General features: G+C 72.9%; 14 protein-coding genes. 13 read left to right on the top strand and 1 reads right to left on the bottom strand.

Annotation, left to right across the window (positions count from 1 at the left end; translation table 11 throughout):
* Positions 1–25 precede the first annotated feature (25 nt).
* From Q8791_RS25440 to Q8791_RS25380, 13 genes are all read left to right on the top strand, one after another.
* On the top strand, positions 26–3,304 hold the full coding sequence (locus tag Q8791_RS25440; RefSeq protein WP_330094373.1) for a sensor histidine kinase: 3,279 nt from the start codon (positions 26–28) through the stop codon (positions 3,302–3,304).
* Between the two features lie 232 nt (positions 3,305–3,536).
* Positions 3,537–3,938, top strand: a complete 402-nt coding sequence (locus Q8791_RS25435) for a roadblock/LC7 domain-containing protein (RefSeq protein WP_014909276.1) — start codon at positions 3,537–3,539, stop codon at positions 3,936–3,938.
* Between the two features lie 98 nt (positions 3,939–4,036).
* Complete coding sequence (locus tag Q8791_RS25430) at positions 4,037–4,453, top strand: DUF742 domain-containing protein (RefSeq protein WP_330094330.1); 417 nt, start codon at positions 4,037–4,039, stop codon at positions 4,451–4,453.
* A gap of 34 nt (positions 4,454–4,487) precedes the next feature.
* Positions 4,488–5,081: a GTP-binding protein gene (locus Q8791_RS25425; RefSeq protein WP_017565656.1), complete on the top strand. Its 594-nt coding sequence runs from the start codon at positions 4,488–4,490 to the stop codon at positions 5,079–5,081.
* 100 nt (positions 5,082–5,181) lie between these two features.
* Positions 5,182–6,870 carry a DUF885 domain-containing protein gene (locus Q8791_RS25420; RefSeq protein ID WP_330094329.1) on the top strand — a complete coding sequence of 563 codons (1,689 nt, stop codon included), beginning with the start codon at positions 5,182–5,184 and terminating at the stop codon, positions 6,868–6,870.
* 146 nt (positions 6,871–7,016) lie between these two features.
* Positions 7,017–7,589, top strand: a complete 573-nt coding sequence (locus tag Q8791_RS25415) for an HIT family protein (protein WP_330094328.1) — start codon at positions 7,017–7,019, stop codon at positions 7,587–7,589.
* Positions 7,590–7,775: 186 nt separating this feature from the next.
* The gene (gene pgsA, locus Q8791_RS25410; RefSeq protein ID WP_330094372.1) at positions 7,776–8,426 is read left to right on the top strand and encodes a phosphatidylinositol phosphate synthase; all 651 of its coding nucleotides are present in this window, start codon (positions 7,776–7,778) and stop codon (positions 8,424–8,426) included.
* A 31-nt stretch (positions 8,427–8,457) separates the two neighbouring features.
* Positions 8,458–9,411, top strand: coding sequence for a phosphatidylinositol mannoside acyltransferase (locus Q8791_RS25405; protein WP_330094327.1), 954 nt, complete (start codon positions 8,458–8,460; stop codon positions 9,409–9,411).
* 7 nt (positions 9,412–9,418) lie between these two features.
* Entirely contained in the window at positions 9,419–10,612 is a 1,194-nt protein-coding gene (locus tag Q8791_RS25400; protein ID WP_330094326.1) for a glycosyltransferase family 4 protein, read from the top strand.
* Between the two features lie 100 nt (positions 10,613–10,712).
* On the top strand, positions 10,713–11,222 hold the full coding sequence (locus Q8791_RS25395) for a hypothetical protein (protein ID WP_330094371.1): 510 nt from the start codon (positions 10,713–10,715) through the stop codon (positions 11,220–11,222).
* Positions 11,223–11,411: 189 nt separating this feature from the next.
* Positions 11,412–12,323 (top strand): pyridoxal 5'-phosphate synthase lyase subunit PdxS, encoded by a 912-nt coding sequence (gene pdxS / locus Q8791_RS25390; protein WP_330094325.1) that lies wholly within the window; start codon positions 11,412–11,414, stop codon positions 12,321–12,323.
* A gap of 104 nt (positions 12,324–12,427) precedes the next feature.
* Positions 12,428–13,036: a pyridoxal 5'-phosphate synthase glutaminase subunit PdxT gene (gene pdxT / locus Q8791_RS25385; RefSeq protein WP_330094324.1), complete on the top strand. Its 609-nt coding sequence runs from the start codon at positions 12,428–12,430 to the stop codon at positions 13,034–13,036.
* Positions 13,033–13,782 carry a YebC/PmpR family DNA-binding transcriptional regulator gene (locus Q8791_RS25380; protein WP_330094323.1) on the top strand — a complete coding sequence of 250 codons (750 nt, stop codon included), beginning with the start codon at positions 13,033–13,035 and terminating at the stop codon, positions 13,780–13,782. Before pdxT ends, Q8791_RS25380 begins: the two co-directional genes overlap by 4 nt.
* 171 nt (positions 13,783–13,953) lie before the next feature.
* Here the strand turns inward: Q8791_RS25380 and Q8791_RS25375 are convergent, their stop codons facing one another.
* Positions 13,954–14,823, bottom strand: coding sequence for an alpha/beta fold hydrolase (locus tag Q8791_RS25375; RefSeq protein ID WP_330094322.1), 870 nt, complete (start codon positions 14,821–14,823; stop codon positions 13,954–13,956).
* Between the last annotated feature and the right edge of the window lie 509 nt (positions 14,824–15,332).

Genomic DNA, 15,332 nt, shown 5'->3' with positions numbered 1-15,332 from the left:
CTGGTGGCAGCCACGCAACTGGCGGGTGCGCTCCCGACTGGTGGCCCTCATCGTCATCCCCACCGCCGTGGCGCTCGCGCTCGGTGGTCTGAGGGTCTACGAGGCAGCGGTCTCCACCGTCACCCACGCGCACATCGAGGACCGCGCCGAAGTCGGCGTCCTCATCGTGCAGCTGGCCAACCAGCTGGGTCGTGAGCGCACCGCCAGCGCGGTGTACATCTCCGACAACGCCGACCCCGCGCGGCGGTCCGACGATCTCAGACAGGAGATGGAGGACCAGCGCGACGCGACCCGGGACCTCCAGCAGAGCCTCACCGCCCGGCTCGACGACATCGGCGAGGTCGAGGGCTCCATCGCCAACAACCGGCTCACGGGTATGCGGAGCCAGATCGCGACCCTGGACGCCCTGCGCACCGAGGTCGACGAGACCCGAATCACGGTTCTGCCCGTGGTCACCAAGTACCGCACCATCTCCCGCGCGCTGACCGAGTTCAACCAGACGATCGCGGACGACACCGGCGACACCGACCTCCGCGAGAGCGTCCGGACGCTCACCGCGCTCTCCAACGCGCGCGACCAGCTCTCCTACGAGACCGCGCTGATGAGCCACTCGCTGGCCCGCGACTCGATGACCGGCGGTATCTCCGAGGCCATCGACTCCAGCCGCGCCCGGTACGAGAACGAGATCTCGAACTTCGTCCAGGCCGCCTCCACCGAACAGCGCGCCGTCTTCGACGAGCACTTCACCGGTCTGGAGGTCAGCCAGGTCTCCACCATGCGCATGCGCGTCATGTACCGTGCCGAGCGCTCCGACCCGCTGACCGGCGTGACGGCCAACGACGGGCCGGAGGCGTACAAGGAGATCGCCGACGTCGCCCTGGAGCGCCTCCAGACGGTCGAGGAGGAGATCGCCGAGGGCATCGCGGCCGAGGCCAACGACCTGCGCGCCGGCGCCATGATGCGCGCCCTCACCGACCTCGTCATCGTCGCCCTGGTGCTTCTCGCGGTCTTCGTCCTCACCTCCCTGGTGGTCCGCTCCCTGGTGCGCCCGCTGCGCACCCTGGAGGACGGCGCGCGCCGGGTCGCCGAGCGCGACCTGCCCGACGCGATCAACCGGATGCAGGAGGCCGGGTCGGTCCCCGACTCGGTCAAGGTCACCCCGATCGAGGTCGAGAGCAACGACGAGATCGGCGAGGTGGCCCGCGCCTTCGACGACGTCCACCGCGTGGCCCTGACCCTGGCCTCCGACGAGGCGGCCCTGCGCAGCAACGTCAACGCGATGTTCGTCAACCTGTCCCGCCGCAGCCAGACCCTGGTGGAACGGCAGCTGCGCCTGATCGACGGCCTGGAGCAGTCCGAGCAGGACTCCGACCGGCTGTCCGACCTGTTCCAGCTGGACCACCTCGCCACGCGCATGCGCCGCAACAACGAGAACCTGCTGGTCCTGTCCGGCCAGGACAACACCCGCAAGTGGGCCCAGCCCGTCCCGCTGGTCGACGTCCTCCGCGGCGCGGTCTCCGAGGTCGAGCAGTACGAGCGCGTCAACGTGCGCGCCCCCTCCCACATCTCGGTGCTCGGCCGCCCGGTCAACGACGTCATCCACCTCGTCGCCGAGCTGGTGGAGAACGCCACCTCGTTCTCCCCGCACGACACCGAGGTCCTGGTCAGCGCCAAGTCCCTCGACAACGGCGGCGTCCAGGTCGACGTCACCGACAGCGGCATCGGCATGGCCCCCGAGGACCTGGCGGCGATCAACGCCCGCCTGGCCGCCCCGCCGGTCATCGACGTCGCCGTCTCGCGCCGCATGGGCCTGTTCGTGGTCTCCCGCCTGGCCCACCGCCACGGCGTCAAGCTCCACATCGAGGAGGCCCACGGCGGCGGTACCACCGCCCACGTGATCTTCCCGCCGGACCTGCTGATCACCCCCGTGGAGGGGCAGCACGCCCTGGGCGGGGCGAACAGCCGGCCCGAGCTCACGTCCGGCGCCCCGGACACCTTCGCGGACGCCCAGGCGGCCTTCGCCTCCAGCCCGGCGGCTGCCGAGCCCGGCGACCCCTGGCAGACCCAGGAGACCGGGGCCGGAGCCGGCGACTTCGGCGGACTGCCCAAGCGCCAGCCCGGCGGCGGCCGGACCGAGGAGCACCCGCCCAGCGGGCAGGACCTCTGGCGCAACCCGGACTCCGACTCCGACGCCGACTCCGTCTGGGGCACCGCCAAGGGCTCCGGGGCCACCGGTACGAACACGGGAGCCAACGGCCGACCGGTCGTCGACCCCTACGACACGCCCGAGGACGACAACCAGCGCCCGCAGCCGGAGACCGGCGGCCGCAGCCTCTTCGACCCGGCCCCCCGCTCCGACGCGGGGAGCGACTCCCCCTTCCGGGACAACGGGTCCGTGGGCCGCTCCTCCGACACCGGTTCGTTCAGCCGCCCCGCCGACACCGGATCCTTCCGGCGCCCCGTCACCGACACCAGCGCCTTCCGGCGCCCGGCCGGTGCGACCGACTCCTACGACGGCTTCGGCAACAACGGGTCGACGTCGCAGAGCGGCGGACACGCCGACCAGAGCGTGTTCGGCAGGGACGACAACGCGGGCCGCGACGCGGCCGGCGCCCACGAGCGCCCGGCCACCCCGGCGCGCAGCGACGACACCGAGACCTTCCCGGCCGTCACCGACTGGAACGCCGGCAGCCAGCAGCCCCAGGCGCCGTCGACCGGCGACACCGGGAACTGGCGCTCGGGCGGCGGCGACACGCGCGAGGGCTACGGTTCGACCGCCTACCTCTCCCGCCGCTACGGGGGCGCCCAGGGGCCGAACAACACCGTCGTGCCGCCGAGCCCGTCGGGCGAGGACAACGACTCGCTGCCGATCTTCGACGCGATCGAGTCCAACTGGTTCAAGCGCCGCACCGGCGGACCCACGGTGGACACCACCGAGACCGGTCCGATCCAGCAGGTCGACCCGAACCAGGGCCGGCCGGCGCAGCCGACCCGGCCCGCCCCGCGCCCGCAGGCCGCCGCGACCGACAAGGACACCCGCTCCGAGCAGGAGTGGAACTCCGCCGCCGACCGCGGATGGAAGGCCGCGCGCACCGCGGCCGAGCCGCTCGCCGGCGGTCTGACGACCTCGGGCTTGCCAAAACGGGTTCCCAAGGCAAACCTTGTCCCAGGAACAGCCCCCAAGCCGGAGAACTTCAAGCAGATGCCCACTCGTAGTGCGGACCGTGTCCGAAACCGCTTCTCTGGTTTCCAGAAGGGTGTCCGTGACGGCCGCAACCAGCTCGGCGAAGGTGCGGAGGAGTGACCTCAGTGGAACCTGGTGGGACGGGGTCCCCCTTATTCGGGGAAGCTGGATGCAATAGCATCTACCGAGCTTCTCGGATGCGCCAAACCCATCGCTTGACCAGAGCAGAACACCAGACTCCCGGCCACCCCCACGGGAGGGGCCGGGCAGTTCCTAGAGGCAGTGCTGTCACATGCCGTGCCGGCGGTAGCAGTGCCGAGAGACCAAGCCGGCGAATTGGACAGGAGATCAGATGAGTCGACAGGTGAATGAACTCAACTGGTTGATCACTGACTTTGCCGACCGGGTCCCTGACGTCGCCCACGCGATCGTCGTCTCCTCAGACGGCCTTCCGTTGGCCTCGTCGGCGGGGTTCCCGGCTGACAGGGCCGACCAGCTGGCGGCTATCGCCTCCGGTCTGTCGAGCCTGACGCAGGGCGCGGCCCGGGTGTTCGAGGGTGGGGCGGTCGCCCAGACCGTGGTGGAGATGGAGCGGGGGCTGATGCTCATCATGGCCATCAGCGACGGCTCCTGCCTCGCGGTCCTGGCTGCCGCGGAAAGCGACCTCGGCCTGGTCGCGTACGAGATGACCCTGCTCGTCGAGCGGGCGGGGCGGGCGCTGACACCAACGGCGCGCACCTCGGGAATCCACTGATCCACCACCGACAGGAGGAAGTGGTGGCACCTCACAGTAGAGATGCCGGGAGCGCCTCGTGGTTCGGACAGCAGCCGGGCGGACCCCCTACCGGGGGAATGCCGGCTCTGCCGGGCGGCGGAGATGTTCCTCGACCAATCCAACAACAGTACGAACAACGACCCGCGGCGGGGAGCGCGCCCAGTTCGCTGGTCCGCCCCTACGCGGTCACCAAGGGACGCACCAAGCCGAAGTCCCAGCTTCCCCTGGAAGCTCTGATCTCGGCGACCGCCGCGGCCCGTAACGAGTCTGGGACGCTGACGCCCGAATGGCAGGCGATCAGCGACCTGTGCCGGGAATGGCGTTCCGTGGCGGAGATCTCCGCGCTGCTGCGGATGCCGCTCGGCGTGGCGCGGGTGCTTGTGGCGGACATGTCCGAGCAGGGACTGGTCCAGATCAGGTCCTCGCTCAACAACGAAGCCCGTCCCAACACCAACCTGCTTGAAAGGGTGCTCAGTGGACTTCGCAAGCTCTAGCCCAGCCGAGGAAGGCGGTGCTGGGGGGAACGCGATGACGTCGGTCAAGATCGTCGTCGCCGGGGGCTTCGGTGTCGGGAAGACGACATTCGTTGGCTCTGTCTCCGAGATCGTGCCGCTGACCACCGAGGCGGTCATGACCAGCGCCAGCGTCGGGGTCGACGACCTCGCCAAGACGCCGGACAAGCAGACCACCACCGTGGCGATGGACTTCGGCCGCGTCTCCCTCGACTCCGACCTGATCCTGTACCTGTTCGGGACACCCGGACAGCACCGGTTCTGGTTCATGTGGGACGACCTGGTCAAGGGCGCGATCGGTGCCGTCGTGCTGGTGGACACCCGCCGTCTGGCGGACTGTTTCCCGGCGATCGACTACTTCGAGGAGGCGCGCCTGCCGTTCATCGTGGGGATCAACGGCTTCGACGGCTACTACCCCCACGCCGCGGACGAGGTCCGGGACGCTCTGACGCTCAGCCCGGAGATCCCCATCGTCCAGGTGGACGCCCGTGACAAGGCCTCCACCAAGTCGACGCTCATCACCCTCGTCGAGCACGCCATCACGGTGGGGGACCCCGAGGGCGCCGCAGGACAGCCCACCTCCACGGGCGGTCAGAACTCCTGGCGTTAGCCCGCAGGCTTCTGGGCCAACCCGGGCCGGGGTCCCGCACAGAGCACGGCCCGGTTCCCGCGACGCGGGAACCGGGCGTCCGTGCTGGCATCATGGCGGGATGAGCTCTTCCTCCCCGTCCGACTCAGAGGCGATGACCCGGCGTTTCCGCGAGGTGGCCGAGCGTGTGCTCGACTTCCTCCTCGACGACGCCCCCGAGTGGGCGCTGGACCTGGGAGACCCCAGGGGCGCCGCCCGCCTTTCCGACATGTCGGTACAGGCCGACACGCACCGCGTCGCGGTGCTCACCGACGCCCTCGGATCCCTCGACGAGATCGACGGCGACCTGATCCCCACGGGCGACCTGGTCGACCTCGAGGTCCTGCGCTCGAAGATCAGCGCCGACCTGTGGCACACCGCGGAACTCCGCCCCCACACGTGGGACCCGCTCCTGTACTCGCCCGGAGAGGCCGTCCACGCCCTCCTGGAGCGCGACACCCTCCCCCTCCCCGAGCGCCTGGCCGCGCTGACCGCGCGCTGCGCCGCCCTGCCCGACTACCTCGCCACCGCGCGCGCCCGCCTGTCCGAGGGCCCGGGCATGCCCCGTGTGCACGTCGAGACGGCCCTGTCACAGCTCGACGGAGCCAGGGCCATGCTCACGTCGGGGGTGCCCGCCCTGGCCGCACAGGAGGCGTCAGCGGCGTCCGGGCTCGAACCGGAGCGGTCGGCCGCCCTGGCCGCGGTGGAGGACTACGCGGACTGGCTCAGGGGACAGCTCGACGGAGCCACCGCCGACCCGCGCCTGGGCGCCCGGGACTTCGCCGCGCAGCTCTGGTACACCCTCGACTCCGAACTGTCGCCGGAGGCGCTCCTGGTGCGCGCCGAGAGCGACCTGCTGGCCACGGAGGAGGCGATCGCCGAGGTCGCCGCCGAGTACGAGGGCCGTCCGCGACGCGGGGGCCAGGTCGCGGAGGTGCTGTCGGCGCTCGCCGCGGAGAACGCGACCGACGCCGACACCGTGCGCCCGGCCTGCGCGGACGCGCTCCTGCACCTCAACGAGCGGGTGCGGCAGCTCGACCTGGTGACGGTGTACGACGATCCCGTCCGGGTCGTCCCGATGCCCGAGGCGCGCAGGGGCGTGTCCGTCGCCTACTGCGACCCTCCCGGCCCCCTGGACCCGCGGGCCCGGGAGCAGCAGACGCTGGTGGCGGTCTCCCCGCCGCCCGCCGACTGGTCGGCCGAGCGCCGGGCGTCGTTCTTCCGCGAGTACAACGCGAGCATGCTGCGCAACCTCATGGTCCACGAGGCGGTGCCGGGCCACGCCCTCCAACTCGCCCACGCCGCCCGCCACACCGGCGGCACCCGGGTCGGCAACGTCCTCTGGAGCGGCACCTTCATCGAGGGCTGGGCGGTCTACACCGAGGAGGTCCTCGCCCGGCACGGCTGGTCGGAGGACCCCCGGGAGAACCTCGCCCTGCGACTGGTGCAGCTCAAGATGCGCCTGCGGATGATCCTCAACGCGATCCTGGACGTGCGCCTGCACGCGGGCGACCTGGCCGAGGAGGAGGCGATCTCCCTGCTGACCCGGCGGGGCCACCAGGAGGAGGGCGAGGCGGCGGGCAAGTGGCGCCGGGCCCAGCTCACCAGCGCCCAGCTGTCCACCTACTACGTGGGCTACGCGGAGGTGTCCGACATCGCCCGCGACCTGGCCGTCGCGCGCCCCTCGCTCGGTGAGCGCGAGCGGCACGACGCGATGCTCGCCCACGGCTCCCCGCCCCCGCGCCACCTGCGCGCCCTGCTCGGACTGTAGGGGGCGCGAGACGGACGGCCGGGGCCCCTTCCGGGGTCGGGCCCGCCGTCCGGATCGCCGCCGTGCCGCGGCGACGCGCCCGCCCCCGGGCGCTCCTATGCTTGGGAACGCGGAGAGTACGGGCAGGCGACGGAAACGGACGAGCCATGAGCGGTGCCGAGAACGGACGGGACGACCAGGGGGGAGCCCCCGGCGCGGGGACCGGCGCCCCGGACGGCTGGGACCGCCTGTGGACCCCCCACCGGATGGCCTACATCAAGGGCGAGGGCAAGCCCAGCGGCTCCCGCCCCGAGGACGGCTGCCCCTTCTGCCGCGCGCCCGGACTCACCGACCCCGAGGGGCTCCTGGTCGCCCGCGGCAAGAGCGCCTTCGTGGTCCTGAACCTCTACCCCTACAACAGCGGGCACCTGCTGGTGTGCCCCTACCGCCACGTCTCGGACTACACCGGGCTGGACGAGGACGAGACCGCGGAGGTCGCCGCCCTCACCCAGGCCGGGATCCGCGCCCTCACCGACGCCTACGGGCCCCAGGGCTTCAACGTCGGCATGAACCTCGGCAGCGCGGCGGGCGCGGGCATCGCCGCCCACCTGCACCAGCACATCGTTCCCCGCTGGGGCGGCGACGCCAACTTCATGCCCGTCGTCGGCCACACCAAGGTGCTGCCCGAGATGCTGGAGCAGACCCGCGCGAAGCTGGCGGACCACTGGCCCCGCGACTAGGCGGACCCGCTCGGAGCACCGACCGCGCGGCGGCCCGACGGCCGCGTACCCGCGCGGCCACGGCGCCGCCTCCAGCCCGGTCACGGGCGGTCCGGTGGCGCGCCACCCCCACCGGACGCGGTTCCCACCCCAGGAGCCGTTCCCGCCCTACGATCACAAGAAGCCATGCTGAGAATCCTTCGCCCCATGACCTCCCGGGTCACCGCTCCGCTCGGCCGGAGCCTCGCCCGGATCGGCCTCACACCCAACCTCGTGACCATCATCGGCGCCGCCGGCGTCGTGATCAGCGCGCTCTACTTCTACCCCCGCGGCCAGCTGTACGCGGGATCGGTCGTCATCACCGTGTTCGCGCTCTTCGACATGCTCGACGGAGCGGTGGCGCGTGCCAACGACAGCGGAAGCGCGTTCGGCGCCTTCCTCGACTCGACACTCGACCGCGTGGCGGACGCCTCCATCCTCGCCGGGCTCACCTGGTGGTTCATCGGCGGCGGCGACGACCCGCTGCTCGCCGGACTGACCCTGTTCTGCCTGATCAGCGGATTCATGGTGTCCTACATCAAGGCGCGGGCCGAGGGCCTGGGCGTCAACTGCGACGTCGGCGTCGCCGAGCGCACCGAACGCCTGGTGATCATCCTGGTGGCCGTCGGGCTCAGCGAGCTGGGCGTGCCCTACGTCCTGGCCGGCGGCCTGTGGCTGCTCGCGGGCATGAGCCTGCTCACCGTCCTCCAGCGCCTGGTGGAGACCCGGGCCCGCCTCAACGACCCCACCTACGTCGACGTCACCAGGGCCGAGGAGCGCGGGGCCGAGGGCACCGGCGACACCGTCGGAGAGGCCTGAGGGCCGCGTGAGGAAGGACGGGGAGCACGACGTGGACGAACGCTGGGCGGACGTCGCCTACACGGCGGGTTGGGAGCTGGTCCAACGCGCGCCCGAGGGGGCGGGCCGGGCGGCCTTCCAGCGTCTGGCCGACCGCTCCTGGCGCACCCACGACGGCGGGACGCGCGGGCTGGAGCGCAACCTGCGCCGCCTGCTCGGCCCCGGCGCCACCGACGTCCGGCTGCGCGCGCTGTCCCGGGCGGGCATGCGCTCCTACATGCGCTACTACTACGAGATGTTCCGACTGCCCGCGATGGACGAGCGGTACGTCCTCGGCCGAACTCGCTCCACCGGGATCGAGGTGTTGGAGAAGCACGTCGCCTCGGGTCGCGGCGTGGTCGCCGCGCTGCCCCACATGGGCAACTGGGACCACGCCGGGGCCTGGATGACCCTGAGGGGGACCCCTCTGACCACCGTCGCCCAGCGGTTGCGCCCGGAGAGCCTGTTCCAGCGGTTCACGGCCTACCGGGAGTCGCTGGGCATGGAGGTGCTGCCGCTGACGGGAGGCGGCGACACCGTGGCGACCCTGGCCCGACGGCTGCGCGACGGCGGGCTGGTGTGCCTGCTCGCCGACCGCGACATCAACGGCACCGGCCTGGAGGTGGACTTCTTCGGGGAGCGCGCCCGGATGCCGTCCGGGCCCGCCGCCCTGGCCCTCAACACCGGGGCCGCCCTCATGCCCGTCTCGCTCTGGTACGACGGCCCGTACTGGAACATCCGCATCCACGACGAGGTCCCCGTCGCGGAGGGGGCCACCCGCGCCGCACGCATCCAGGACACCACGCAGGAGCTGGCCCGGGTCTTCGAGGGGGCGATCGCCCGGCACCCCGAGGACTGGCACATGCTCCAACCGGTGTTCAGCCGCGACCACGACGAGGACCGGGCGCGGCGCCTGGAGGCCGAGGGAACCGCCGCCCTCCGGGCGCTCGGCCACCGGGACGGGTGAGGCGCGCATGCGGGTGGGTCTCGTCTGCCCCTACGCCTGGGACGTCCCGGGCGGGGTGCAGCAGCACGTCGGAGACCTCGCCGAGGCGCTGACCGGCATGGGGCACCAGGTGTCGGTGCTGGCCCCGGTGGGGGACGCGGAGGGGGCGGAGCTGCCCGACCACCTCGTCAACGCGGGGAGACCGGTCCCGGTCCGCTACAACGGGTCGGTGGCCAGGCTCAGCTTCGGCCCGCGCACGGCGTCCCGGGTGCGCCGCTGGATCGCGGAGGGCGGCTTCGACGTCCTGCACGTCCACGAACCCTCGGCGCCCAGCGTCTCCCTGCTGGCGTGCTGGGCGGCGGACGGCCCCCTGGTCGCCACGTTCCACACCTCCAACCCGCGCTCACGGGCGATGGCCGCCAGCTCCCGGGCCCTGCGCTCGGCGACGGAGAAGATCAACGGCCGCATCGCGGTCTCCGAGGCGGCCCGGCGGACCCTCGTCGAGCACGTCGGCGGCGACGCGGTGCTCATCCCCAACGGGGTGGCGGTGCGGTCCTTCGAGCGCGCCTCCGCCCTGCCCGGCTGGCCCGGCGAGGGCGGGTCCCTCGGTTTCCTCGGCCGTCTGGACGAACCGCGCAAGGGGCTGTCCGTACTGCTGGACGCCTTCGCCCTGATGGCTCCGGAGCGCCCCGGCCTGCGGCTCCTGGTCGCTGGGCCCGGGGACCGCGAGGCCGCGCTGGCCGCCGTCCCCGACGACCTGAGGGCGCGCGTCGTACCCCTCGGCCGCCTGGACGCCGCGGACAAGGCGCGCGCGTACCGCTCGGCCGACGTTTTCTGCGCCCCCAACCTGGGCGGGGAGAGCTTCGGCATCGTCCTGACCGAGGCGATGGCGTCCGGAGCGGCGATCGTCGCCAGTGACATCCCCGCCTTCTCCGCGGTCCTGGAGGGCGGCGCCGCCGGGGACCTGTTCTCCGCAGGGGACCCCGCCGACCTGGCCGCCCGCGCGGGAGCGCTCCTGGACGCCCCGGAACGGCGCCGACGGCTCTCCCGGGCCGCCCGCCTGGCGGTGCGCGCCTACGACTGGGAGACCGTGGCCGCCGACGTCGCACGCGTGTACGAGACGGTGCTCATGGGGGACAGGGCGGGCCGCGGACGCCGCACGGGTGTGCGCCTGGACACCGGACCCCGCGCCACCGCCCTGCTGCGGCGGGGGTCGGTGTGAGCGTGGCAGGAGCACCGGGAACAGGAGCACCGGGAAGAGGTGACCGGCCCTGAGCGGGGACGTCGCCCCGGTCGCGGCGGTCGCCGGGGCGGTCCTCGCCCTGGCGCTGTTCGGGTTCTACCTGTCCTGGAGGGCCACGCGGCTGCACCGCCTGCACCACCGGGTCGACGTCGCCCGGGCCGGGCTGGACGGGGCCCTGGTGCGCCGCCGGTCCGCCGTGCTCGCGCTCGCCGCGGCTGGATGCACCTCCCCGGCCGGCGCCCGCGGGCTGGAGGAGGCGGTCGAGGTCGCCGGTGAGGCGGGGGAACGCAACCTCGACCTCGCGGAGAGCACGCTCTCCCGGGTGCTGCGGGCCGTGCTCGAGGACACGGGGCCCGGGTGCGCGCCCTCGGCGCTGCCCGTGCTGGCCGAGGTGGAGGCGGCCGCCAAGGGCGTCCACATCGCCCGCACCTTCTACAACGACGCCGTCTCCGACACCCGCCGGGCCCGCCGCTCCAGGCTCATACGCGTGTTCCGGCTGTCGGGCACCGCGGCCCTCCCGGACTACTTCGAGATCGACGACCAGCCGCCCCGGATCCCGCTCCCGCCGGTCCGCCCCGACACCCTGTAAGGCCGCGACCTCCGAAAGCACCGATCTGGCCAAAGCCACCGAAAGGGGGTGGAACTAGAATGGGAGCCTGATCGCCCCCCTGGGTGCGCGGCGCCGACGGCGCCCGCGTATCGTCACGCGCGGCCGCCGACACCGCTGCCCGGCGACAGCAGGCCCCAGCGACAACTCGACGAACGGGAGTCCACAACCGTGGCCAACAACGCATCGAACAGCTCCGGCGCAGTGGTCGGTACCCAGCGCGTCAAGCGCGGCATGGCCGAGCAGCTCAAGAACGGCGTCATCATGGACGTCGTCACGCCCGAGCAGGCCAAGATCGCGGAGGACGCCGGCGCCGTCGCGGTCATGGCGCTGGAGCGCGTTCCCGCAGACATCCGCAAGGACGGCGGCGTCGCCCGCATGTCCGACCCGGACATGATCGACGGCATCACCGCCGCCGTCTCCATCCCGGTCATGGCCAAGGTCCGCATCGGACACTTCGTCGAGGCGCAGGTCCTGGAGTCCCTCGGCGTCGACTTCATCGACGAGTCCGAGGTGCTCACCCCCGCCGACGAGGCGTACCACATCGACAAGTGGGCGTTCACCGTCCCGTTCGTGTGCGGCGCGACCAACCTCGGCGAGGCGCTGCGCCGCATCGCCGAGGGCGCGGCCATGATCCGCTCCAAGGGGGAGGCCGGCACGGGCAACGTCGTCGAGGCCACCCGCCACATGCGGTCCATCCGCTCCGAGATCAAGCGCCTCGGCACCCTGGACGAGGCCGAGCTCTTCGGCGCAGCCAAGGAGCTCCGCGCCCCGTTCGAGGTCGTCAAGGAGGTCGCCGGGCTGGGCAGGCTCCCGGTGCCCCTGTTCTCCGCGGGCGGCGTGGCCACCCCGGCCGACGCCGCGCTCATGCGCCAGCTCGGCGCGGAGAGCGTGTTCGTGGGCTCGGGCATCTTCAAGTCGGGCGACCCCGCCAGGCGCGCCGACGCCATCGTGCAGGCGACCCTGCACTACGAGGACCCCGCCGTGATCGCCCGCGTCTCCCGAGGACTGGGCGAGGCCATGGTCGGGATCAACCTGGACGAGCTGTCCGACGCGCAGCGCTACGCCGGCCGCGGCTGGTAGTAGCGGCGCCCGTCCGGCCGCCGACGACCCGGGCGGGGAAGCGGGACCGCGTGTCGGCCCCGCCTCCCCGCCCCGCTCCCGCCAGTCAACGAGTGAGGCCGTTCTTGAGCAGCAGACCCACCATCGGCGTCCTCGCCCTCCAAGGCGACGTCGCCGAACACCTGCGCGTCCTCGACACCCTCGACGTGCACACCGCCAAGGTGCTCACCCCCGCACAGCTCGACACCGTGGACGGCCTCGTCCTCCCCGGCGGGGAGTCCACCACCATGTCCAAGCTGGCCGTCAGGTACGGACTGCTGGAACCGCTGCGCAAGAGGGTCCGGGCGGGCCTGCCGGCCTACGGCACCTGCGCCGGGATGATCATGCTCGCGGACCGTGTCGAGGGGGCCGTCGAAGGCCAGGAGACCGTCGGAGGGATCGACATGACGGTGCGCCGCAACGCGTTCGGGCGCCAGACCGAGTCCTTCGAGGCGCCTGTCGACGTCGACGGCCTGGACGGCGCGCCGTTCGACGCGGTGTTCATCCGCGCCCCCTGGGTGGAGTCGACGGGGCCCGAGGTCACGGTGCTCGGTAGCGTACCGGGCCCCGACGGGGCCGGTAGGATCGTCGCCGTACGACAGGGCGGCCTGATGGCCACGTCCTTCCATCCCGAACTGACCGGCGACGCGCGCATCCACCGCCTCTTCGTCGACCTCGTGAAAGGACATGCATGAGCGGCCACTCCAAGTGGGCCACCACCAAGCACAAGAAAGCCGTCATCGATGCCAAGCGCGGCAAACTCTTCGCCAAGCTGATCAAGAACATCGAGGTGGCCGCGCGTACCGGTGGTGGGGACCCCGACGGGAACCCGACGCTCTACGACGCCATCCAGAAGGCGCGCAAGAACTCGGTGCCGCTCGACAACATCGAGCGCGCCCGCAAGAGGGGCTCCGGTGAGGAGGCCGGCGGCGCCGAGTGGCAGACCATCATGTACGAGGGCTACGCCCCCGGCGGTGTGGCGCTGCTCGTGGAGTGCCTGACCGACAACCGCAACCGCGCGGCCTCCGAGGTGCGCGTGGCGGTCACCCGCAACGGCGGCAACATGGCCGACGCCGGATCGGTGTCGTACATGTTCAACCGCAAGGGCGTCGTGATCGTCCCCAAGGAGGGGACGACCGAGGACGACGTGACCCTGGCGGTCCTGGAGGCCGGGGCCGAGGAGGTCGAGGACCTGGGCGAGGCGTTCGAGATCGTCTGCGAGGCCACCGACCTGGTGCCGGTGCGTACCGCGCTCCAGGAGGCGGGCATCGACTACGAGTCCGCGGACTCCAGCTTCCTGCCGACCATGGAGGTCCCGGTCGACGCCGAGACCGCCAAGAAGGTCCTGCGGTGCGTGGACGCCCTGGAGGACTCCGACGACGTGCAGAACGTCTTCACCAACGCGGACATCCCCGACGAGGTCATGGCCGAACTCGGTTAGGCGACGGCGGATCGGGGGACCCCGGTCCTCCTCCGCCCGTGCGTTCCGGAGACGGTTCGACACGCCTTGAGGACCCCGGGCCGGGGGTCGAACGCCGGTGGCCGCGCCCAGCACAGGGGCGCGGCCACCGGCGTTCGTGCCGGAGCCGCCCGCGCGCGGGAGCGGACGGGATCAGCCCCCGCCCCTCCGGAGCAGGTCGCGGACCTGCTCCGGGGCCTCGTGGGGCACCAGGTGGCCCGCGCCCGCGACCACGTGGACGTCGGTGTCGAGGAGCCGGCGTGCGGCCCCGCGCAGGAGAGCGGGGGAGAGGACTCGGTCGCGGGACCCCGTCGCGACGGTCACCGGGACCCCGCGCCAGTCGCGGAACTCCTCGCCCCGCAGCAGGCCGGGCACCGTGCCCGTCCGACAGTGCCGTCCCACCAGGGTCATCCACTCCGCGAGCGGTCCCGGACCGGCGGGCCCGCCCCACGCCCGCAGGAGCCGCGTGCTGGTGTCCTCGCCGGGGGAGAGCCGCCACGCGCACGTGGCGCGCAGGCGGCCGGTGTCCCTCACCGGGGCGGCCAGCCCCGCCGGGTTGAGCAGCAGGAGGCGGTCCACCAGCGGCGACGGCAGGGACGACAGGACGGCGGCGGCTCCCAGCGCGTGCCCGAGGAGGACCACAGGGCGGTCCGTGACCTGGGGCAGCAGGGCGTCGAGCCACGCGCCGTAGGCGGCGGCCCGCCCCCCGAGGGGGCGGTGGGGGCAGCTCAGCCCGGGCTCCCCGGGCAGGTCGGCGAGGATCACCGTGCGGTCCCGGGCCAGCAGCCGTGCGGTGCCGGTGAGGGCCGCCGAGCTGAGGCCCGCACCGGGCAGGACCAGGACGGGTACGCCCCGGCCGCCGTCGAGCACGTGGACCCGGGTGCCGTGGCCGTCCGCCTCGATCCGGGGCAGGGGGCGCATCCCCGGGCATGCGGCCAGCTCCCTCTCACACCACGAGCGCACGGCGGCCTCGCCTGATCTGGAACGGTACACGCGCACGTGCGCCGGGAACCGGGTCGACATCTCTCACCTTCGGCGGAACGACGGCACACACGGAGACCCGGACGGCCGGGAGCCGTCCGGGGTGCGCCGGGACACGGGGAACGGCCCGGCCCCGGGATCGGGGCGCGGGCCGGAGGGACAGGGAACCGACAGGGGGCGCGGTCGGCGGCGGAACCACCGCCGCGGCACCCACGCGGGCCGGCACGCGGCCACGGGGCGGCGGGACGAGAGGCCGCACCTCCTCGGAGGGCTCTGCGGCGGCGGCCTGCCCGGCGGGCGTCCGCGCCGGGACGGCGCCTCGCCCGCGTACGGGCCGGACGGGGGACGGACGTGTGGGACGGCCCGGGCGGTGCCGTCGGGCGAGGGCCGCCGCGCTCGTCCGGTCCCTCGCGGTCCGCCCGTCAGGTGGGCGGGGGCCTCCCCTGCGAGCGCCTCGACGCACCACCGGCCGGCACCCGCCGCACCGTGCCGCCGCGTCCCCTGCCCGCCATCCCCGTGCCCCCTGTCATCCGTCTGATCACTCCCCAGAC

Source organism: Nocardiopsis codii, from assembly GCF_036327455.1.
In the GTDB taxonomy this organism is placed as follows: Bacteria; Actinomycetota; Actinomycetes; order Streptosporangiales; family Streptosporangiaceae; genus Nocardiopsis; species Nocardiopsis codii.
The sequence above is the reverse complement of the archived record's forward strand: the minus strand, read 5'-3'. Positions and strand labels throughout refer to the sequence as shown.